This window comes from Gimesia aquarii (assembly GCF_007748175.1).
Classification (GTDB): domain Bacteria; phylum Planctomycetota; class Planctomycetia; order Planctomycetales; family Planctomycetaceae; genus Gimesia; species Gimesia aquarii_A.
This window is the reverse complement of the sequence record NZ_CP037422.1, coordinates 4391039-4410870: the sequence shown is the minus strand read 5'-3', so window position 1 is coordinate 4410870 and position 19832 is coordinate 4391039. Positions and strand designations below refer to the sequence as shown.

16 protein-coding genes are annotated in these 19832 nt (G+C 45.0%); 13 read left to right on the top strand and 3 right to left on the bottom strand.

The genetic code is table 11. The annotated features are described in order from the left end of the window. Nucleotides 1-20: 20 nt before the first annotated feature. The gene (locus V202x_RS16725; protein ID WP_145177360.1) at nt 21-998 is read right to left on the bottom strand and encodes a vWA domain-containing protein; all 978 of its coding nucleotides are present in this window, start codon (nt 996-998) and stop codon (nt 21-23) included. 294 nt (nt 999-1292) lie between these two features. Here V202x_RS16725 and V202x_RS16720 point away from each other — a divergent pair, with 294 nt between their 5' ends. The 7 genes from V202x_RS16720 to V202x_RS16690 all read left to right on the top strand — a co-directional run bounded on the left by V202x_RS16720 (nt 1293) and on the right by V202x_RS16690 (nt 10312). Then, nucleotides 1293-1808: a thiol-disulfide oxidoreductase DCC family protein gene (locus tag V202x_RS16720; protein WP_232098532.1), complete on the top strand. Its 516-nt coding sequence runs from the start codon at nt 1293-1295 to the stop codon at nt 1806-1808. Nucleotides 1809-1844: 36 nt separating this feature from the next. Beyond that, the gene (locus tag V202x_RS16715; protein WP_232098531.1) at nt 1845-3230 is read left to right on the top strand and encodes a sulfatase; all 1386 of its coding nucleotides are present in this window, start codon (nt 1845-1847) and stop codon (nt 3228-3230) included. A gap of 98 nt (nt 3231-3328) precedes the next feature. Continuing rightward, the gene (locus V202x_RS16710; protein WP_145177357.1) at nt 3329-3604 is read left to right on the top strand and encodes a hypothetical protein; all 276 of its coding nucleotides are present in this window, start codon (nt 3329-3331) and stop codon (nt 3602-3604) included. 16 nt (nt 3605-3620) lie between these two features. Then, a complete protein-coding gene (locus tag V202x_RS16705) occupies nt 3621-5273 on the top strand; it encodes a PQQ-binding-like beta-propeller repeat protein (RefSeq protein WP_145177354.1) in 1653 nt (550 codons plus the stop codon). Nucleotides 5274-5553: 280 nt separating this feature from the next. Further along, the gene (locus V202x_RS16700) at nt 5554-7290 is read left to right on the top strand and encodes a DUF1549 domain-containing protein (RefSeq protein WP_145177350.1); all 1737 of its coding nucleotides are present in this window, start codon (nt 5554-5556) and stop codon (nt 7288-7290) included. Between the two features lie 65 nt (nt 7291-7355). Beyond that, a complete protein-coding gene (locus V202x_RS16695) occupies nt 7356-8630 on the top strand; it encodes a DUF1501 domain-containing protein (RefSeq protein WP_145177347.1) in 1275 nt (424 codons plus the stop codon). After that, nucleotides 8627-10312, top strand: a complete 1686-nt coding sequence (locus V202x_RS16690) for a hypothetical protein (protein ID WP_145177344.1) — start codon at nt 8627-8629, stop codon at nt 10310-10312. The genes V202x_RS16695 and V202x_RS16690 overlap by 4 nt, the downstream gene beginning before the upstream one ends. 8 nt (nt 10313-10320) lie before the next feature. On the opposite strand, the gene V202x_RS16685 is transcribed toward V202x_RS16690, so the two are convergent. Continuing rightward, nucleotides 10321-10782: an SRPBCC family protein gene (locus V202x_RS16685; protein WP_145177341.1), complete on the bottom strand. Its 462-nt coding sequence runs from the start codon at nt 10780-10782 to the stop codon at nt 10321-10323. 71 nt (nt 10783-10853) lie between these two features. Continuing rightward, a complete protein-coding gene (locus tag V202x_RS16680) occupies nt 10854-11597 on the bottom strand; it encodes a hypothetical protein (RefSeq protein ID WP_197992930.1) in 744 nt (247 codons plus the stop codon). Nucleotides 11598-11965: 368 nt separating this feature from the next. Between V202x_RS16680 and V202x_RS16675 the strand changes: the two genes are divergently transcribed. From V202x_RS16675 to V202x_RS16650, 6 genes are all read left to right on the top strand, one after another. Continuing rightward, nucleotides 11966-12808, top strand: a complete 843-nt coding sequence (locus tag V202x_RS16675; protein ID WP_144987759.1) for an MlaE family ABC transporter permease — start codon at nt 11966-11968, stop codon at nt 12806-12808. A gap of 40 nt (nt 12809-12848) precedes the next feature. After that, entirely contained in the window at nt 12849-13664 is an 816-nt protein-coding gene (locus tag V202x_RS16670) for an ABC transporter ATP-binding protein (protein WP_145177338.1), read from the top strand. 80 nt (nt 13665-13744) lie between these two features. Further along, nucleotides 13745-14896: an MlaD family protein gene (locus tag V202x_RS16665; protein ID WP_145177335.1), complete on the top strand. Its 1152-nt coding sequence runs from the start codon at nt 13745-13747 to the stop codon at nt 14894-14896. 426 nt (nt 14897-15322) lie between these two features. Next, on the top strand, nt 15323-16696 hold the full coding sequence (locus V202x_RS16660) for an alkaline phosphatase PhoX (RefSeq protein WP_145177332.1): 1374 nt from the start codon (nt 15323-15325) through the stop codon (nt 16694-16696). A gap of 289 nt (nt 16697-16985) precedes the next feature. Beyond that, the gene (locus tag V202x_RS16655) at nt 16986-17840 is read left to right on the top strand and encodes a GntR family transcriptional regulator (protein ID WP_145177329.1); all 855 of its coding nucleotides are present in this window, start codon (nt 16986-16988) and stop codon (nt 17838-17840) included. 727 nt (nt 17841-18567) lie between these two features. Continuing rightward, nucleotides 18568-19818 carry an RNA polymerase sigma factor gene (locus V202x_RS16650; protein ID WP_145177326.1) on the top strand — a complete coding sequence of 417 codons (1251 nt, stop codon included), beginning with the start codon at nt 18568-18570 and terminating at the stop codon, nt 19816-19818. The last annotated feature ends 14 nt before the right edge of the window (nt 19819-19832 follow it).

Below are 19832 nucleotides of genomic sequence, written 5' to 3'. Positions count from 1 at the left end.
ATGTGATTGGCAGGTGGGGATTACGGAATAAAGGTGTATTTGCCTGAATTCGTTTCAGCAAGTTCCCTGATGAGCTTTTCGCCTTCACGGCTTCCCATACAAATTCCGTTTACGACGACACTTCGATTGCGATTTGTGTTCTTTGCCACTTTATTAAAGGCTTTGACGGTAGACGGGTTGAAGTGCCCGTCAGTGAGAATATAAATCGTGTCTGGTTGAAGACGGAGAGCCAAAATGAGTGCCTCCAGCGGTTCTGTCATCCCGATACCAGGTACTCTGGCTACCCAGGAAAGGAATTTTTGTTTTGCTTCAGCGGTTGCTGGCTGGAGTTGTCTGGCAGGCATTGGTTTTGCGATGTCGCTAAAGAAAATCACAAAGAACTGTTGATGTTTATCCATGGAGTAAATGGTTTTAGCAAGTTCTAATTTGACTCGGCCCAGTCTGGTTTTTCCCACACTATCGTGAGGAAAATTCATACTTTTCGATGAATCAACGACAAAAACAATTTTTTTACTCTTGGGTTTCATACCAAAGAAATCGCCTTTACCCAGCCCATTTCCTGTGCCAGGAGAGGCATTACCAATCGCAGAAGAAGTTAAGAGAGCGCCTACAATATCTGCTGCATGTTTGGTTGTGAGGGTGTCTTCCTGTTGTGTTGTTTGTGGCAGGGGACCGTCTAAAAACGAAGAGAGGGACTCTGAATCCGGGGCAGTATGAAGATCTGACACAGGAGGTAATTTTGAGAGTACCTGCGAACTTGAAGGGGTTTCAGCTTTATCTGTGACTGCTTCTAATTCCAGAATCACTGGTTGAACCGTTTTTGGGGGGGGAGCCCAACGGGTTTGTATTGCAGTGTCTGAATTTGATAAAGGCAATTCTGCCTCTTGCTTCACGACAATTGCCAATCCACAAACAAGAAGCAGATGAAACACAGTTGAAACACCGATACCACTGTTCCAGTGCGATTGTAAACCAGAATGTGACGGTGGCTTGTACATGCATTTCTCTTAAGGAAATCGATCAAAAGCGAGCCCATTAAAAGGACTTCTATTTAGTTTCCTTTGTTATTCTAGCGTCGATTTACATTAAACGACAGAAAGAAATGGATTGATCGCAGCGTCAGGCATACTCATTCTCCATGAAAAACCTTGGGAATCCCTGGGATTCCCCCCAAAGACCAAAAAAACTACTAGAGATAAATACTTGTTCCGTATAATATTAGGTGATGTGAGTCCGCTTCAGGTTTTTTCAGGCCCTTTTCAGCTTATTTCAAGGTTTAGGTATGAAATCAGATGAATAAATCAGCGGCCCTAGATCAGACTGTTCAAAATAATACTTCTGAGTTGCCTCAGGAGAATGTCTCTTTGAGCGCGCGTCAAACAGAGCACAGTGCCATGAATCCTGATATCAAAAAGCCGATTCTGTTTTTTGATGGTATTTGTGGACTCTGTAATTCCAGTGTCGATTTTGCGCTCGTCAGAGATAAAAACGTGCGCCTTTTCTATTCTCCCTTACAGGGGGAAACTGCGAAGCAACTTTTAAGTGAGGAAGATATTCAGCATGTTGACACGGTTGTTTTCCGTCCTACAGATGGAAATCATCTCTATCGACGTTCGGCTGCTGTCGTCAGATTATTGTGGCTATTGACCTTTCCCTGGAATTTTTATGGATGGATTCTGTGGTGTATACCACTGCCGATCAGAGACCTTGGTTATCGTTTGATTGCTGGTTCGAGATATCGGCTTTTTGGCAAACACGAAACTTGTCGCATGCCAACCCCGGAAGAACGTTCTCGCTTTTTACCTTAATACTTCAGACCAGTTATCGTTGACTAAGAGATTTCTATGAGATTGATGCCGTACACAATATTGCTTTTCGCGTTACTGGTTTTGAATAGTCTGTCAGCGAATTTATTCGCTGCCACCCAACCTGCCGAGAGACCCAATTTTATCGTCTTCATCGCAGATGATATGGCCTGGGATGACTGTGGTGCCTATGGACATCCTAAAATCCAAACACCCCATCTTGATCAGTTAGCTGCGGATGGTATGAAATTCAATCATGCCTACTTAACTTGCAGTTCCTGTAGTCCCAGCCGTGCCAGTATCATTACTGGTCGTTACCCGCACAATACAGGAGCGCATCAACTGCATCTTCCCTTGCCGGAAAGTCAGGTGACTTTTGTCGAGAAATTAAAAGAGGCAGGTTACTACACTGCTTCTGCCGGTAAATGGCATATGGGGAAACCAACAGAATCGAAATTTAACCATGTGACAACCAAACTCAATCAGTGGGTTCCAACTCTTCAACAGCGACCTAAAGACAAACCGTTTTTCATGTGGTTTGCATTTACTGATCCTCATCGACCCTATGAGCAAAATATTATAGAACGACCTCACACAAACGAGGATGTAATTGTACCTCCTTATCTACCAGATACCCTGGAGGTGCGACATGATCTGGCACTATACTATGACGAAATCACGAGATTAGATGGTGTTGTCGGGCGGGTGCGTGACGAATTGAAGAATCAGGGTGTGTCATCGAATACAGTGATTGTGTTTCTGAGTGATAATGGGCGTCCCTTTCCGCGCTGTAAGACCACTGTTTATGATAGCGGGATTCGGACGCCCTGGATTGTCACCTGGCCAAAACAGATTAAACCAAAAGCTGTTTGTGACTCCTTGATCAGTTCCGTTGATTTAGCCCCTACCATTCTCGACCTGGCTGGCTTACACATTGACGAAACATTTCAGGGTCAGAGCTTTAAATCATTGCTGCAAAACCCAGGTGCTTCAACTCGCACACATGTCTTCGCCGAGCATAATTGGCACGATTTTGAAGATTTCGGTCGTGCAGTTCGTACGCCTCGATATAAATATATTCGAAATTTTTATACCGATATTCCTGGAACACCTCCCGCCGATGCGGTGCGCAGTGAATCGTTTGTTAAGATGCGTCAATTACGAGATGAAAATAAGTTAACTAAGGATCAGAAAAGTTGTTTTGTGAGTCCGCGTGCAGCAGAAGAACTTTATGATGTAGAGAATGATCCTCATGAGCTAAATAATCTGGCGGGACAAAAAGACTATCAAAAGATTCAACAGGAACTGCGGTCAGCGCTTGACCAATGGCAGGCAGAAACCCATGATCGACTTCCCCGCAATCGTCGACCTGATGAATTTCATCGTGAAACGGGTGAGAGGCTGCCAGCTTTCAAAAAAAAATAATGTCAGTGAATTTGTTCTTTGACGAAAATTATTGAAGCGCATATCGAATTTGCCGAGTAATGCAGTTAGGAAAACTCGTGTTTTAAGGTGAATGAACAATGGTCTCCTCAATCTATTCCAGAGATGTATCAACAACTGACTCTACCCCTCCTACAATTCGACAAAAATTAGCAGTCAGTATGATGTGCTTGTTCGCTTTTCTGTTGCTCTACTTCATGATGTCAGGTCCTCTGGTTTGGATTGAAGACAAAATGAAATTCAAGCCGTTCACGAGGTCCGTCGAGACTGTGTATGCACCGCTGGTTGTGATTGTGAAATCTGATATGAAACCTGCATCGAGTGCGATTAAAGCCTATGTAGGAATGTTCAAATAATAAATCGGAGTTGAGTATGGGGGGCAGTGAATCTGAGGATCAGAGCGTCAAAGTATCTGATCAAGTTTCATCTGAGTCTATTCCAACGCGAAAGCTGAGATGGAAGTGGGGACTCGCGATATTATTCGCTGGAATAGGTTTCACAATTTACCAATGGTTCCAATTAGCCCCAGATCGAACGTATCAGGTGTTTGCCGTCTACGGTGGGATTCGAAATATTTTTATTGGTTTGTTGATTTGGTGGATGTTGATTTCTGGTGTTTCCTGGAAAGCACGCTTTAAAGGCTTATTAGGAACGATTCTCTTTTTTGTACTTTTCTTTTCACTGTTACGGGTGGAAAGTTTTGAAGGAGACATGGTTCCTCGGTTTCAATTTCGCTTTCTGCCGACGGCCGAACAAAGGGCAGAAAAGTATTTTGAACAGGCTGCGAAAATGCCGCAGGAATCAAACGCAGATTCATCGACGCTTGAAGTTTCTCCTGAAGATTGGCCTGCCTATCGGGGAGTTGATCGAGATGGTATTGTTCGGGACCAAAAAATCAGAACGGATTGGGATGTGCGGCCTCCCGAATTACTCTGGAAACATCCCGTTGGTTCTGGTTGGGGATCATTTGCGATTATTGGCGACCGTGCTTTTACTCAGGAACAGCGTGGTGAAAAAGAAACAGTGGTTTGTTATGACGCGTTGTCGGGCAAACAGATTTGGACACACCATGATTATGTTCGATTTACCGAGGTTTTAGGAGGCCCTGGTCCACGAGCGACGCCCACATTTTATGATGGAATGATTTATTCCATGGGGGCAACCGGAATTCTTAACTGTTTGAATGCGATCACAGGAGAACTGGTCTGGTCAAAAGACCTTCTGGAAGAGGAGAAGCTAGATAATCTACAATGGGCTATGTCGGGCTCTCCATTGATTTGGGAAGATCTCGTGATTGTGAATCAGGGGATCCCACAAGAGACTTCAAAGGTGAATCCGCGCTCCGTCGTGGCGTTGGACCGACTGACAGGTGACAAAGTTTGGTCAGGTGGGAAACACAAATCAAGCTATAGCTCTCCACAGCTTTCCATTCTGAATGAAGAACCGCGATTATTGATATTTCATTCCAAGGGACTGGAAGGCTTTACGCCACAAGAGGGGAAATCGTTATGGTTTTTTCCATGGACCAATCAAGCAGGTGTGAACGCGGCTCAACCGATTGTCATTGAACCTTCCTCTATTTTTCTGGGTGCTGGTTATGGAGCCGGTTCTGCGCGGATTACGATTCGTGAATCAGAGCAGCAGGCTGAACCAGATGTAATCGAAGACTGGAAAAGCAAGAGCTTAAAGCTCAAGTTTAATTCGGCTGTAGTTCGAGATGGTTTTGTCTATGGGCTGGATGAGGGAATTCTGACGTGCTTAAATCTGGAGACAGGAAAAAGAGCCTGGAAAAGAGGCCGCTATGGTTACGGGCAGATGATTCTAGTGAATGACAACCTGCTGATTCTGGCAGAAGATGGTCGTGTGGAACTCGTGAAAGCAGATCCAAAGAAATACACGCAGATCGCTACTTTTCAGGCTATCCAGGGGCAAACTTGGAATCACCCGGCATTGGCCCAGGGGAAACTCTTTGTTCGAAACAGTGAAGAGGCCGCCTGTTATGATATTTCTGATGCCGCTAAATAGCCTATTCTTGACCCGTGTTGTTGTTAAAACCGATAGATTACGTAAACAAGCCGCGATTTAGCTGCTTGGTCTGGTTTTCCTAAACCTATGTAAGATCTACGGTTTGTACTTGACTGGCTGAAGACGGGACTGCAAAATAGACGATAAATAAACGCCTACCTATGTGTTGATGTGTTATGACCTTCGAACAACGTGCTGACCAGTTTGGCTGTTCTGTGCGTCCCGCCACAGATAGTTCTACTATCTGAATCAATTGAAGAGAACGGAAGGAAGGAGACCCATGTTTCGAACAAACATGCGTGTTAACGTTTTGCTTCTCGTTATGTTCTTAGGGAACGCTCTTGCAGAGCAGCCCCTGCTTGCTGAATCATCAAAGATATCAGACGGACCGATTGTTGCCGCAAAGCCAGAGCGGAAATCAGTCAAGCCTCTTCATAAAATCATCGATGAGCAGATACAAGCTCGATACAAAGACGATTCTCAATATGTTTCTGCGCTCAGTGGTGACAGTGAATTTTTAAGAAGAGTGTATCTCGATCTGACAGGCCGTATCCCTTCAATCACGCAGACACGAGAATTTTTGGAAGATCGTCGTTCTGATAAGCGAAAAATTCTGGTAAATCAGCTTTTAGAGTCACCAGAATATGCGCGATATATATCACAGCAATTAGATGTGATGTTAATGCGTCGTCTCAAGAAAAAGTACATCAACGTCAATACCTGGGAAGAGTTTTTACGGAAATCTGTGGCAGAAAATAAGCCCCTTGATCAAATCGTCAGAGAGATCTTTGCAGCCGATGGTTCCAATAAAGAAACTCAGGCAGCAGCACGTTTTTATCTAGCCCGAAATGGAGACGTCAATGAGTTGACTCGTGATATTGGAGAGATCTTTCTGGGGGCTGATTTAACTTGTGCACAATGTCATGATCACCCTGATGTCAATGATTGGAAGCAGGATCATTATTATGGCCTTTCCGCTTTTCTGATTCGTAGTTTTGTGTTCACAGACAAAAAAAAGAAACAGACTGTCTTTGCTGAAAAAGCGGAAGGCGAAGTGAAATTCGAATCTGTATTTGAGGTCCGTGATAAAACATCTAAAGGCCCCGAGACGACACTTCCAGTTGTATTTAATGGTACTGCAATTTCAGAGCCTGCATTCAAAAAAGGGGAAGAGTACCAAGTTAAGCCAGCCAAAGATGTCAGGCCGATTCCAAAATACAGCAGACGCGCACAACTCGGTATTGCGATTACCTCACCTCAAAACCGTCGCTTTGCGCGAACCATGTCAAATCGTTTATGGGCTATGATTATGGGGCGAGGACTGGTACATCCACTCAATGCAGATCATTCCGATAATCCTCCCTCACATCCAGAGCTTCTGGATTCTCTTACTGATCAGATGATTGCTCATCAATTTGATCTGAAGTGGTATTTGCGGGAACTGGTGTTGAGTGAGACCTACCAGCGATCGAGTGTCAACGATGCATTCAACCAGAAAGATGCCAAAGAATTAGATGAATCCCAATTCACACACGCAATCATGAAGCCGTTAACACCCGAACAATTTGCGTGGGCGGTCTTACAGGCAACAGGTTTTACTGACATTTATCGGAAAAGTCTGAAAGAGAAATTGACCGAAGAGACGTTGCGAAAAAAACTGGTAGGTTATGAAAAGCGGTTCGTGTCATTGTTTGGTGGTTTGCCAGGTAAACCTGTCAAAGAGTTTGAGGTCACAGCTGATCAAATTCTTTATTTATCAAATGATGGAGCAATCCAGGGATTTGTAACTCCAAGGACTGGGAATACGGCAGATCGAGTTTTGAAAGTACCAGCTGATCAATCAGAGAAAGTAGCAGAGGAATTATATCTCAGTGTGTTAAATCGATACCCAGATCAAGTAGAGACGGAAGAAGTGATAACATTGCTTCAAGGCAAAGCAGGAACAAAACGATCACAAACGGTAAGTGATGTGATCTGGGCGTTAGTCATGTCTTCCGAATTTCGATTTAATCATTAGAAGTACAGTTTGTATCGAGTTTTTTTAGTCAAGAAATTAATTCGAAAGACAGGGAAGGGGAGGCCATGCGTTGTCATTATGCTTGTGGAACCCATGAGAGTCTGACGCGTCGTTCATTTTTAGGTGGAACGACTGCGGGAGCGTTAAGTATGCTCGGTTTTAGCGGGATGACTCAAGTTCAAGCCGCAAAAAAACTTTCAACCCAGCAAAAGCAGGTGGTAGTTTTCTGGCTGTCTGGTGGAGTCAGTCAGTTAGAAACCTGGGATCCGAAACCGGGAACAGAAACGGGAGGGCCGTTTCTGGCAATTCCTACATCGGCTCCAGGAGTGCATATCAGCGAACGTTTGCCATATACCGCGCAACAAATGCACCATCTGGCTTTAGTGCGTGGAGTGAATACGAAAGAAAATGATCACGGCAAGGGAAATTACATTATGCAAACCGGTCGCAAGAAACAGCCCGGATTTGCGTTTCCTTATCTGGGTTCTACGTTTTCAAGCCACCTTGCGCCGCCGGACAGTCCTTTGCCAGGGTACATCTCAATTGGAGTGGGTGGTTCCTCCACTGAGTCCACATTTTTAGGTCCTCGCCATGCACCTTTGGTCTTATCCGGTGGTAAGGCACCCAATAATCTGGAACTACCGAAATCGATGGAACCAGAGCGGGATGTGCTGCGCAGAAAGTTACGCCATAAAATCAGCCAACGTTTCGAGCAAAAAAGAAAGACTGCTCATACCGAAGTTTATAACGAGTCCTTCGATCAAGCGGCTGCTCTCATGGCGCGTCGAGATATTTTTGATTTCAGTAGTTTTTCTGACAAAGATATTGAGCGCTATGGTAAGCACGATTTTGGTCGCCATTGTTTGATGGCAAGACAGCTTATTGAAAAAGGAGTTACCTTCGTCAAAGTAGGGCATACCAATTACGACACTCATTCTGAGAACTTCAACTTTCATATTGAACAACTGGGTGAATTTGACAAGCCGTTTGCCACATTTATCTCTGATTTATCGGACCGCGGTTTATTAGAACACACATTGATCATCTGCATGTGTGAATTTGGGCGGACTCCAAGAATTAATTCACGAGTAGGACGCGATCACTGGGGAACTGCCTGGTCGGTTGCTTTGGGAGGAGCCGGCATCAAAGGAGGAGCCGTTTCCGGAAAAACAAATGAAACGGGTACCAAAGTCATCGATCGTGAAGTCAACGGCGGTCATTTGTTTCACACCTATTATCAGGCAGTGGGCCTGGACTCTACTGAAGAATTTTATCCGAATGGCCAGCCTATTGCGAAAGCAGACCCGAAGGCAGAGCCGATCAAGGAGATTCTGGCGTGAGTTTTTTACATTCGATTTGCTCGAAACTGAGCTACCTGCTTGCTGGGGGGTATGCTGTTGTTACGCTATCATCTCCAGTAATGGGTGCAAAGCCGGACGCAAAACCTGCAGCCCCTGAGGTTCCCCTGCTGGCTGTGAAGCCCATTCTTGATCATGGTCCCACGCCTTTGCCTATGGCTCTCAAGTATGCACAACTGGATGTGTCGAAAGTGTCAAAGCAGTCAGCGGCTCAATTTGAAATTGTTAAAGCACTCTCACAAAAATTTCAAATCCTCAATACAAAAATCGCAGTCATCCAAAAAACAATTCAGGATACGAAGCAACAAATCAAAACAGATTCCAGTTTACTGAAAAAAGCCAGAGCAGAACTCAAACGATTGAGCGAAGTGAAAGCAAAGAGTCCTGCTCGGAAGGGGAGTGAGCCACTCAAAGCGGTTAAGCCTCTGCCTGATCTTGAGCAGCTCTCTATTGAAATTTCTAACAACGAAAAGCAAGTCAAAGCTTTGGCTCAAGCTTTAAAAGAAGTACAAAAGAAACTGGAAGAACTGAAAAAGCAGGTTGCCGTAGAGAAAAAACAACTGGGATTCTTAAAGACAAAAGAGAGTCAGTTCACTGAAATTGCGAGCCTCTTTCGCGAAAAGTCGCCCGTTGCCGATCCCAAACTTTTAAGAGAAGTCGCCTCCTATCAGCACACGCGTCCGTTGTATTCTTGTAAAATTGATCCGAATGGAAACTATTTACTCGCCGGTGCTCAAGACTCCGTGTTCAATCGTTGGGATCTTGTCAGTGCCGCCAATACAAAGCTGTTAGGCCATAACAGTTGGGTCAGACGTTTTGATCTGCATGGCTCTACGTCATTGATGGTTACCGGAGCCTATGAGGGAAAAATTGCCTGGTGGGATATCAATGCTCATCAACCAAAGCCAAAGCACTTAATTGTGGCACATAAAGGATATGTGCGTGGTGTTTCTGTCAGCCCCGATGGTAAGCTTGTTGCGACCGCTGGCAATGATCGTCTTGTTAAAATCTGGTCAATTCAAAAGGCAGAACTCATTCAAACGCTGCAAGGTCATGAACATCAAATCTATAATGTAAAGTTTCATCCTGGCGGTCGATATCTTCTGTCTGGCGATTTGAGAGGAAATCTGAAACAGTGGGATACGAAGACCTGGAAAACAGTTCGTGACTTTGATGGGAGCGCAATCTATAAGTACGATACCACATTTCGTGGACATATCGGCGGAGTGCGTGGAATGGATATCAGCCAGGATGGCAAATACTTTGCGATTAGCGGTATCGGTCAGGTATCCAATGCATTTGCCGGCATAGGTGTGCCAACAGTGGTCTTGTTCGATTGGGAAACTGGTAAGCAGTTGGCGATCATGACTCCCAGCGACAATTTTAAAGGAACCTGCTGGGGAGTTCGGTTTCACCCCCAGAGTGATTTTATCGCAGCCGTGGGGGGAAACTCCTCTGGTATGATTTGGTTCTGGAAACTGGGAGAGCAGAAACCATTCTTTTCTCAGAAGGTAAAAAGTGTACCTTACGACCTGGACTTTCATCCGGATGGCCTGCGTATGTGTATTGCGGGTTACGATAAGACTGCGCGTCTTTTCAGTATGGGACCTAAAGCACCATTTGAGTTAGCCAAACAGAAGGCAAAAACGAAAAAGAAGAAATAGACCACCGTCTATTGAGGAGAGCGACGTACTGATTCCTGTTCAGAGAGCTGCTTTAGTTTGGTCATTTGCGATTTGAGAATGCGCTTTGTCAAACCACGAAACAAAAAGCCCATGATGCGGTGGAACAGAGATCCAAACACCATCTCACAATGATAATCGAGTTGGGTTTTGCGCGCCTGCTTTGTCAATTCGTAGCTTATATTGAATTGATAGGCGGGATTACTCAGCTCGATTCCCCACAGTGTGGGGGGAGTATATTCTGTGACGGATCCTGAATATTGTTGAGTATGACCACCTTCTTTGATGTGGTAGATGAAGCGTGTGCCTACCGGATCATCAACATTCTTCTCCTCTGGATATTCGATCAATTGCAGGCCTTCCATCCAGAGCTTCATTTTTTCGTCATCGGTCAGGAAGTTAAAAACGACTTCAATCGGAGCGATGATTTCCTGATGATATGAAATTTCCATCGTGGCCCGCTCCTGAAATAAGCAGGGCTGAGAGAGCCCTGCCTGGAATGTTTCCTGATTGGTAGAAAATGTTACTTCTTCTTTTTTTCTGGTTTCTTGGGGGCTTCTTTCTTCGCAGCTGGTTTTTTAGCTGGTTTCTTTTCCGCCTTCTTCTCCGTTTTTTTCTTTGCTTTCTTTTCTACTTTTTTAGGGGCAGCTGGCTTTTTGGGAGCAGCGGGCTTCTTGGGGAGCTCCGGTTTTTTAGCTTCTTTGGGTTTGGGTTCTTCTGGTAAACCAATAACTTCCAACCCTGTAATCTGTTTCTCTAAAGCCAAACCCGCGGGACGAGTGACTTTCGTCTGCCAGACATAGAGACGTTTTAACTTTTTCAGTTGATTGAGATTTGATAATCCCGCGTCGGTAATCTGAGTTCCGTAGAGATTCAAATATTCGAGATTTGGCAGTGCTTTCAGATGGACCAGCCCGGCATCGTTCACTTTTGTCTTTTCCAGATGCAAGTGAGTCAAATCCTTCAAGTCTTTTAGCTGTGCCAGCCCTGCTGAAGTGACATCAGTACCACGCAGGTTCAGCGTGGCAACTTTCTTAAGCCCTGCGAGAGTTTTCAAAGTGTTGTCTGTGATTTTTTGATCAGACAAATGAAAGGCAATTTCGAGCCGATCATCATTCTGTGCCAATTCGAGAACGGAACCACCGGCGGCACGAATTTTGGATTTGGCCTGTTCAGTGGCTGGGTCTGCTTTTTTGTCTGCTGCATAGACAAAGGACATCATTGAGAGTGAAACTGCGGAAAACAATGCTACAGGAAAATATCTCATTTTACCTATCCTTACTTTCTCATTCGTGCTTTGGTGCTGATTCAAAATTGAAAGTTCTTTACGTCCTGGTAGAATTTCTGAATCTCTGCTTAATAATGCTATTCACTAAATCAATACGAGTACTAGAGATAGAGCAATCGGCGTCAATTCAATTCGACAAAAGCTATTTTACCAAGGATGAACCAGTTTAGAAAAGACTCAACTCACAAAATGTCACGTTCAGAAACGAAAATTAAGGATGCCTGATAAGTCGGGGAACTTACGTTTCATGGCAGAAATGGTCTCGATTCAAATCGGGAAATCCGGTAACCTTCCCGCCTCTGTCTGTTCTATTGTTTGATTTGCAAAGTCTGAACTGGAAACAAGTAATGTCATCTGCTTCGACTACGTATCCCAGGGATACCATGATTCATGGTTTGGGACGCGGAGTAATTACCACAATTTGTTTAATGGGCGACCTCTTTCTCTTTGGTTGGGAAATGGTCAAGTGGATGATTACACGGCTGCCTCCTCGCAGCAATCTCTGGTCGTGCATGTATCATATTGGCATTCAAAGTATCCCCGTGATTTTGATTACAGGGGGATTCATTGGAATGGTTCTCGCCGTCCAATCTTATGATCAGTTTAAATTGATGCATTTGGAAAATCAGATCGGTGCTGTGATCGCGATCTCGCTGGTGGAAGAATTAGGTCCTGTGCTCGCGGCTATCATGTTGGCAGGGAGAGTGGGAACTTCGATGTCGGCCGAACTGGGAACGATGCGGGTTACCGAACAAATTGATGCCCTCCGTGCACTCGGCGCTGATCCCATTCATTATCTCGTGGTGCCACGGTTCTTAGCCTGTTGTTTATTGATACCACTGCTGACAGTAATTGCCGATGCCATCGGAATCCTGGGAGGCTGGTTTTTTAGTACTCAGGTTTTAGGTGTCGAATCATTTTACTATTGGCATTATTCAAAAGACTTCGTGTTTGCATACGATGTATTAGGAGGCATCTTCAAGAGTTTCTTTTTCGGAGCAGCGATCTCGTTGATCTCTTGTCACCGGGGGTTTCACTGTGGTGCAGGCGCTGAAGGCGTCGGTAAAGCGGCTACCGAGGCATTTGTGTATTCATTTATTGTAATCATGATTCTTGATTTCCTGTTGGGAGTTTCGATCGTGAACTTCTTCCACTTTATGCAGTCTGTTTATCCAGGTGTTCTCAGGTAACGATAAGACGTGACGGATGGTTCCAAAGAAAAGTATTAGTATGGCTGAGCGGAAAGCAAACGATGACTACGTGATTGAATTGCGAAACATCTCGCGTCAATTCGGAACGCAGCAAGTATTGCGTGATGTCTCGTTTGGAGTCCGTAAAGGTGAGACACTGGTTGTGATCGGTGAAAGCGGCTGCGGGAAAAGCGTGACCATGAAGCTGATCATGAATTTGCTGCAACCTACACAGGGAGACGTGTTGTGGAATGGGCGTTCTGTTTCCGATCGAACTCAGCGTGAGTTACACCGAGATCGACTTCGAATTGGCTATCTATTCCAAGGGGCGGCATTGTTTGACAGTTTGTCTGTTTATGAAAATGTAGCGTTCGGCTTAAAACAGAATACGAAATTAAATAAATCAGAAGTGGATCAAATTGTCGTTGAACGTTTAAGGGAGGTCGGACTTTCAGAATCAATCAGCCATAAAAAACCGGCAGAGCTTTCCGGGGGTATGAAAAAACGAGTAGGCCTCGCACGTGCTTTGGCAATGACTCCTGAAGTCATGCTCTATGATGAACCAACAACGGGCCTTGATCCTGTGATGACAGATGTCATCAATGAACTGATTTTGCAGACACGCGCCAGTCGCCCAGTAACGAGTATTGTTGTTACGCACGACATGAGTACGGTTAAAAAGGTCGCGGACAGGATTATTATGTTGTATCCATTAGCTCGTTTGAATTCGGTAGAGAAACAGATTGTATTCGAAGGGACATCAGAAGAGGCGTTCCAATCTTCTTTGCCACGGGTTCATCAGTTTGTGTACGGTGAAGCCGGTGATCGGATTCGTGAACTGGCAGAAGCCAGCTAAATGGTGACAGTGAGTATTCGAATTCTATTAACTATAAAATTAAATTGGATCTCAAGGATGAGATCAATTCAGAGGCATTTATGACGGATCGCCAGATACAATTTCGAGTCGGACTGTTCGTGATTTCCGCGTTGATTACCGGGGCCGCCATGATTTTCCACTTCGGTAAATTGGAAGCGCTATGGAAAAAAAAGTATTCTATCGCAATGCGTTTTGAATCCATTTCCGGAGTTCATCGTGGAACCCCCGTTGTGCGACATGGAATTCGCATTGGGGAAGTCTCTAAGATCGTCACCAGTGATAGTAAGCCTGGTGTTGTGTTGCTTGTTTCCATTCTCGATACACAACACTTACGTAAAGATGCGAGTCCTCAGATTGTCAGTTCTCTGATGGGAGACTCGAAGATTGTGATTTCTCCTGGCGTCAGCTCTGATTTTATCAAACCTGGAGAGCGGCTGATTGGTAAGCCTCCCAGTGATCCGATGGAGATTGTCTACCGGATGGAGCAGCAGGTTTCGAAGACGCTGCAAGCATTTACTTCCACCAGTGGCGAGTGGGAAAAGCTAGCCAAAAATATGAATCGAATCATGGAAACGAAAGAAGGGAATCTGGACGTTGTCGTTGAGCGGGCTGCGACGTCATTGCAGGAATTTTCTCTGGCGATGAAGAAAATGAACCAGATGATGAGTAATGTGAATCAACTGGTCGCTGATCCAAAACAGCAGGAACACCTGAAACGAACGATGGCCGCCATGCCTGCGATGATTGAAAGTACACACCGGACGATTGCCTCCGTCGAAGTCGCTGTGAAAAAGGCGGGAGAAAACCTGGATAACCTCTCTCAAGTGACCGACCCTTTGGCAAAGCACAGCCAGTCGATGGTGGTCAAGCTGGATCGCAGTTTGTCCCGGCTAGATGCGATTATGGCCGAGATGAATTCATTTACGCGTGCCTTAAACCAGGGAGATGGTTCCTTGAAAAAATTCATGTCGGACCCGGAGCTCTATCGTAATATGACCCGCTCCGCCAGTTCTTTAACCGTTCTGTTAAATAACCTGGAACCAATTGCCCGTGACATCCGAATTTTTAGTGATAAGATTGCCCGTCACCCGGAAATCCTTGGAGTGAGCGGTGCCATGAAAGGGAGTTCCGGGCTCAAAGAGCCGACAGAACAACCACGATCCCGCATAAAACAGTCTGGATTTTCGTTTCCTTCGACAAAAGGACGCTAATAGAGCCTTTGATCGCCTGAATAATCGCTTCATATAAATTTAGTCAAATATTTATATGAAATAGCTTTGATTTCAGTGGCTGAAGTTAAAATTTCCATTGAAAAATCAACTGAAATGGGATTGGCTTTCTAAGGATTTCTGCAAATAGGAATGCCTCCTTTTTTACTGTTTTTCAGGCAAAATGAGAGCTTTGATACAGTAGTTCTCTTGGGCTATGAACACAAAATCGTCCATGATGAAGGCGATTACTGAACCAATGTGTTGATAAAAACGTTTAAATTTTTGGAAAAGATAAATTAACTCTACGTTAATCAAAAATTAACAATTCTCTGTATGATTCCAAAAATTAAGTCTGGTCTTTGATTCGTTCAATGATTGATCTCAAACGAATGATTTCCCTTCTCAAGATTGGTAAGCAGAGAATCCGTGCAAAATTCATCTTCTCGACGTGATTTTTTAAAATCCGCCATCGCTGCTCCCGCAGTTGCAACAGTCTTTTCCCGTTTTATCACGAGTTCTAGTGCCAAAGGGATTCAATTTGATAATGGCTCCGAGCTGGTACCAATTCAGGATCAGACGACAGGGCTGCCTTTACTCCGATTACGAGAAGGGTTTCAGTACCAGTCTTTCGGTTGGGTAGGAGACGAAATGTCAGATGGAGTAATCACTCCTGAAGGACATGACGGGATGGGAGTGATTTCCCAGAAAGGGGATGTACTTACACTCTGTCGAAATCATGAGATATATGGTTCGAAAAGTTTTGGTCCGGAAGCACTCACTTATGATCCAAAGGCAGGGGGTGGATGCGCCAATTTACAGTTCGACCTGAAAGCGGGAAAGTGGTTAAAAAGCTGGACCAGTTTGGCCGGTACTGTGCAAAACTGTGCGGGGGGCCCCACACCCTGGGGGAGTTGGTTGTCATGCGAAGAAACAGTGCTTGGCCCCAAAGGAAGTTTTCGAGGTGTCCAATATCAACATGAAAAACATCATGGTTGGGTCTTTGAAGTTCCCTCTGAAGGTAAGGCTTCACTAGAACCCCTTGTTGCATTGGGACGTTTTGTGCATGAAGCACTTGCCGTTGATCCACATGATGGCATCATCTACGAAACAGAAGACCGCGACACTGCCGGTTTCTATCGTTTTCTCCCGAATGAGCGCGAAGTTTTGAGTAAAGGAGGGAACCTGCAAATGCTCAAAGTGAAAGGGAAAGACGATTTAAGAACCAGTGCCAAGCGGGGCGTTCGGTATGAAGCAGAGTGGGTCGATATTGAAGATCCATTGCGTCGTGATACACCCGGAAAAGAAGATGGATTGGGAGTTTATTCCCAGGGAAAAGAAAAAGGAGGCACAACGTTCGGTCGCCTGGAAGGTTGCTGGTTTGGTGATGGTGTTGTTTATTTCAACTGTACCAATGGGGGAGAAGCAGGACTGGGGCAGGTCTGGTCTTTCTCACCACGGGATCAAACATTACAGCTCGTGTTTCAATCAACAAGCCATGACATTTTAGATAGTCCTGACAATCTGACCGTGAGCCCCCGGGGAGGTTTGATTCTGTGTGAAGATGCAGATTTGAAGCCGCTTCGTTTGCACGCACTGAGCCGTAAAGGGATACTGAAAACTGTTGCGATCAATAATATTCAGCTGAAAAAGGGACAGCATAATCAATTGGAAGGTGATTTTACTGGTGGTGAATGGGCGGGGGCCTGCTTCAGCCCGGATGGGAAATGGCTCTTTGTTAACATTCACAAGCCCGGTATTACTTTTGCGATTACTGGTCCCTGGGATGAACTGGGAGTTTAAGCGACGAGGTTTTCTCTGATTTCAATCAAATCCATTGATAACATGTCAGGCCTGTGATTCTAAGTAAGGATCGCAGGCTTCTTTTATGGAATACAGAACGGAATTATAGTGAATCAAAGCCAACAAGTGAGGCTTTCTCTCTTTTCGAGAGGTATAGCCTTTAAAGGGTACAGGATGATCAGTAAACTGAAAGCAAAGCCGGATAGTAGTGTGCTGATTCCTATTCGTTGCTGTTTCAATTGCTTCTGATGAAGTTCCCACGCTCACACGATGGTCTCAGTTTTAAACCATGTCACTCAAAAATTATATTAAAAATGATTTGGAAGCACGCTTGAGAAGCGGGCAGGAACTGCCTGCTCAATTGACACTCGAGTCTTTAGCGGAGCATTACCAGGTCAGCTTTTCTCCAGTGCGTATTGCGATCGCTGAACTGGTTGAAGAAGGTTTGTTGAAAAAGGGGGCGAATCGCAGGTTAGTTTTAAATACGAAAAAAATTAAACCACTCAAGCGAGGGAAAAAATCTGCTTTGCCTGAGCCTCCTGCCGATATGTTTGAAGTGATCACCAATGAGTTTGTGAAACTGAGTTTAAAAGGGGAGCCAATCGATATTCGTGAGGAGGTGACGGCCAGGAAATATGGAATCAGCCGTTCTTCGCTACGGATTATCTTAAACCGATTGGCGGGAACCGGGATTCTGGATCACATTCCCCGTCGTGGTTGGAGACTCAGACCCTTTCGTCAGGAAGACATGCAGGCATTTCTTGAAGTGCGTGAACTACTTGAATTAAAGGCACTTGATCTGGCAAAACCCTATCTGGTCAAAGAAGACTTACAAAAAATTCTGGATGGTAATGTCATTCCCAAATCTGATTCTGAGAGTGTTTTAATTGATAATTCGTTGCATGAATACATCATCGACAAAGCCGGTAATTATTACATTCAAGATTTTTTCCAACGACAAGGCAGGTATTATGACATCCTGTTTGACTGGGAAGACCAGGATCGAAAAACTGCCATCGAAACCGTTCGCCAGCATCGATCCATTTTGAAAGCGCTGATCAAGAAAGACTGGCGCTCGGCCCGCAAAGCACTTTCCTATCACATTCGTGACAACCACCCGATATTAAGCAAGATTGTGAAATAGAAATAGTTCATAAATCAGTACGTATCTTCCCACCTTGACACTACTGTCACATTTTCATCTGAAGCTACGGGGTGACATCGCGTAGAATGCTGTTAAGTGTTACCGTTATGGGAGTGTTATCTTGCTTCGTACAGACACATACTCAGATTTTATCTGGTAGTTCGTGGTTGGAGTTGTTGATTTAGCTTTGCAATATCATCGGGAACGGCGCGAATAGGTCAAGTGAAATATTGTGTGAATGAGTAACGATACGCTCGTCATACGTTTTGGGAATACTTTGATCTGTGGAGAAACGCGTGTGATAACGTTTGATAATCGAGAAAAAAGACATGTTCATTGAGAGTCGATGCGAAATATTCATCTTCAATCCTTTAAAAAATAGCGACTTTTATAGTGCGGGAATCCACAGGTGCCCAAGTATGTATCGCAAAGAAAAAATTCCCACGCGCGCGACGCAGATTGCGCAGTTTCGCTGTTAGCATGATCGTGTCAAGCTGTCCTTACAAGCACTGAATTTTTGAAAGTCAATGAGTTTTTAAATGCTTCGAATTGATGATGAACGTTTTTAGTGATTAAGAGTTTTGTCTAAATGAAGGGCGGAGAAGGTTGAGATTCTATAGATTCAGCAAAGTTGACCCTTTGGTGGTATTCAATTATAAGAGTGACGTTTTGTGCTAATCCAGATAGAAGCATTCATATAAAAGCTATCCAATATGGGATCAAATCGATGAGTGAGAGTAGCACTGCACAGGTTCGACACAAGGTAGATGAACTCTATCGAATGGAATCGCGCCGTGTATTCGCCACACTAATTCGGTTGTTGGGAGACTTCGATCTTGCTGAAGAAGCAATGCATGAAGCGTTTACAGCTGCAGTGGAGCAATGGCAGCGCGATGGAATTCCCCGGAATCCACGTGCATGGCTCGTTTCCACAGGGCGGTTCAAAGCCATTGATTCTGTTCGTCGTCGTAGCCGGTTTGATGCTTCGCTAGAAGAACTCGCCAGACGACTTGAAGAGATTGCAGAGGATAAAGCTGAAAAAGCAAATCATGAGGTGGAAGACGACCGACTGAGGCTGATCTTTACCTGCTGCCACCCGTCGCTCTCACCAGAACTTCAAGTGGCTCTGACCCTGCGTGAAGTGTGTGGATTGAAAACAGAGGAAATAGCGAGCGCGTTTCTGATTACGCCTCCCACGTTGGCCCAACGCATCGTACGCGCTAAGGCGAAAATTCGTGATGCGGGAATTCCTTACGAAGTTCCTTCACTTGCCGAGTTGCCGCCCCGTTTGGACGCAGTGCTTTCTGTGATCTATCTTGTGTTCAATGAAGGTTACTCTGCTTCGTCAGGCGAGTCACTGATCAGGGTTGATCTTTCCGAAGAAGCAATTCGTTTGGGACGGCTCTTACTGGAATTGTTACCCGATTCAGAGGTGATGGGGCTTCTCGCCCTCATGTTATTACAGGAGTCGCGACGTGATGCACGTGCGAATTCAGATGGTGATGTGATCTTGCTGGAGGATCAGGACCGTTCTCTCTGGAATCGTCAACAGATTTCAGAAGGCACGACGTTGGTGAACCGGTCAATTGCTTCAAGGGAGTATGGGATTTACACGATTCAGGCAGCCATTGCATCAGTTCACGCGAACTCTCCTACCGCTGCAGCTACAGACTGGGCGCAGATTGTAAGTTGGTACGATTTATTACTGCAAGCCGAACCCTCGTCTATAGTTGAGTTGAATCGGGCCGTCGCCGTTGCCATGCAGGAAGGACCGTTAGTTGGGCTTGAGCTGGTTGAATCGATTCTTGAACGGGGCGATTTAGTCGAATACCACCTGGCACATGCAGCTCGTGCGGATTTGTGTCGACGTCTGGGGAGAACTGAAGATGCTAAAAAATCTTATGAAAGTGCCCTGAACTTTGCTCGTCAGAAACCCGAGCGTCGCTTTCTTGAAAAACGAATTATTGAGTTGGGATAAAAATTTTTTCGATT

Bases quoted from the DNA above. Each gene is read 5' to 3' on its own strand.
- V202x_RS16675 (WP_144987759.1), top strand. From the start codon at position 11,966: ATGTCATCTGCTTCGACTACGTATCCCAGGGATACCATGATTCATGGT.
- V202x_RS16670 (WP_145177338.1), top strand. From the start codon at position 12,849: ATGGCTGAGCGGAAAGCAAACGATGACTACGTGATTGAATTGCGAAAC.
- V202x_RS16705 (WP_145177354.1), top strand. From the start codon at position 3,621: ATGGGGGGCAGTGAATCTGAGGATCAGAGCGTCAAAGTATCTGATCAA.
- V202x_RS16665 (WP_145177335.1), top strand. From the start codon at position 13,745: ATGACGGATCGCCAGATACAATTTCGAGTCGGACTGTTCGTGATTTCC.
- V202x_RS16650 (WP_145177326.1), top strand. From the start codon at position 18,568: ATGAGTGAGAGTAGCACTGCACAGGTTCGACACAAGGTAGATGAACTC.
- V202x_RS16725 (WP_145177360.1), bottom strand. From the start codon at position 998: ATGTACAAGCCACCGTCACATTCTGGTTTACAATCGCACTGGAACAGT.
- V202x_RS16700 (WP_145177350.1), top strand. From the start codon at position 5,554: ATGTTTCGAACAAACATGCGTGTTAACGTTTTGCTTCTCGTTATGTTC.
- V202x_RS16710 (WP_145177357.1), top strand. From the start codon at position 3,329: ATGGTCTCCTCAATCTATTCCAGAGATGTATCAACAACTGACTCTACC.
- V202x_RS16655 (WP_145177329.1), top strand. From the start codon at position 16,986: ATGTCACTCAAAAATTATATTAAAAATGATTTGGAAGCACGCTTGAGA.
- V202x_RS16680 (WP_197992930.1), bottom strand. From the start codon at position 11,597: ATGAGATATTTTCCTGTAGCATTGTTTTCCGCAGTTTCACTCTCAATG.
- V202x_RS16685 (WP_145177341.1), bottom strand. From the start codon at position 10,782: ATGGAAATTTCATATCATCAGGAAATCATCGCTCCGATTGAAGTCGTT.
- V202x_RS16715 (WP_232098531.1), top strand. From the start codon at position 1,845: ATGAGATTGATGCCGTACACAATATTGCTTTTCGCGTTACTGGTTTTG.
- V202x_RS16720 (WP_232098532.1), top strand. From the start codon at position 1,293: ATGAATAAATCAGCGGCCCTAGATCAGACTGTTCAAAATAATACTTCT.
- V202x_RS16695 (WP_145177347.1), top strand. From the start codon at position 7,356: ATGCGTTGTCATTATGCTTGTGGAACCCATGAGAGTCTGACGCGTCGT.